The sequence below is a fragment of the Aeromonas eucrenophila genome (assembly GCF_000819865.1).
Taxonomy (GTDB): domain Bacteria; phylum Pseudomonadota; class Gammaproteobacteria; order Enterobacterales; family Aeromonadaceae; genus Aeromonas; species Aeromonas eucrenophila.
The window spans coordinates 354,983-355,337 of sequence record NZ_CDDF01000017.1; the positions used below are offsets into that span (position 1 = coordinate 354,983).

Genomic DNA, 355 nt, shown 5'->3' on the forward strand with positions numbered 1-355 from the left:
ACATCGCTGTCGTTGGACAGCACCCCGCTGGCCGCATTCATGGTCAGGATGGCGTCTTCGTTGACCGCCCCCACATCAGCCTGCAGCACAGGTGCATCGTTGGCGCCGGTGATGGTGATGGTCAGGGTGCTGGTCTGGCTCACGGTGCCGTCGGTCGCGGTGTAGGTAAACACCACCCCGGCAGTCTGGCCCGCCGCCAGTTTCTGCGCATCCGCCCCGTTGGCGTTGAAGCTGTAGCTGCCATCGGCACGGATGGTCAGGGTGCCGTAGCTGTTGGTCAGCACTGTGTCGCCGCTGGCGTTGACGGTGGTCGCCGTCCCTGTGGTGCCGTTCAGGATACCGGTCACCTTCAGGG

General features: G+C 64.8%; 1 protein-coding gene. It reads right to left on the reverse strand.

Going from position 1 to position 355, the window contains the following annotated elements:
* Positions 1-355: VCBS domain-containing protein (locus BN1124_RS18695; protein ID WP_042644373.1), on the reverse strand; the 355-nt coding region annotated here is incomplete at both ends.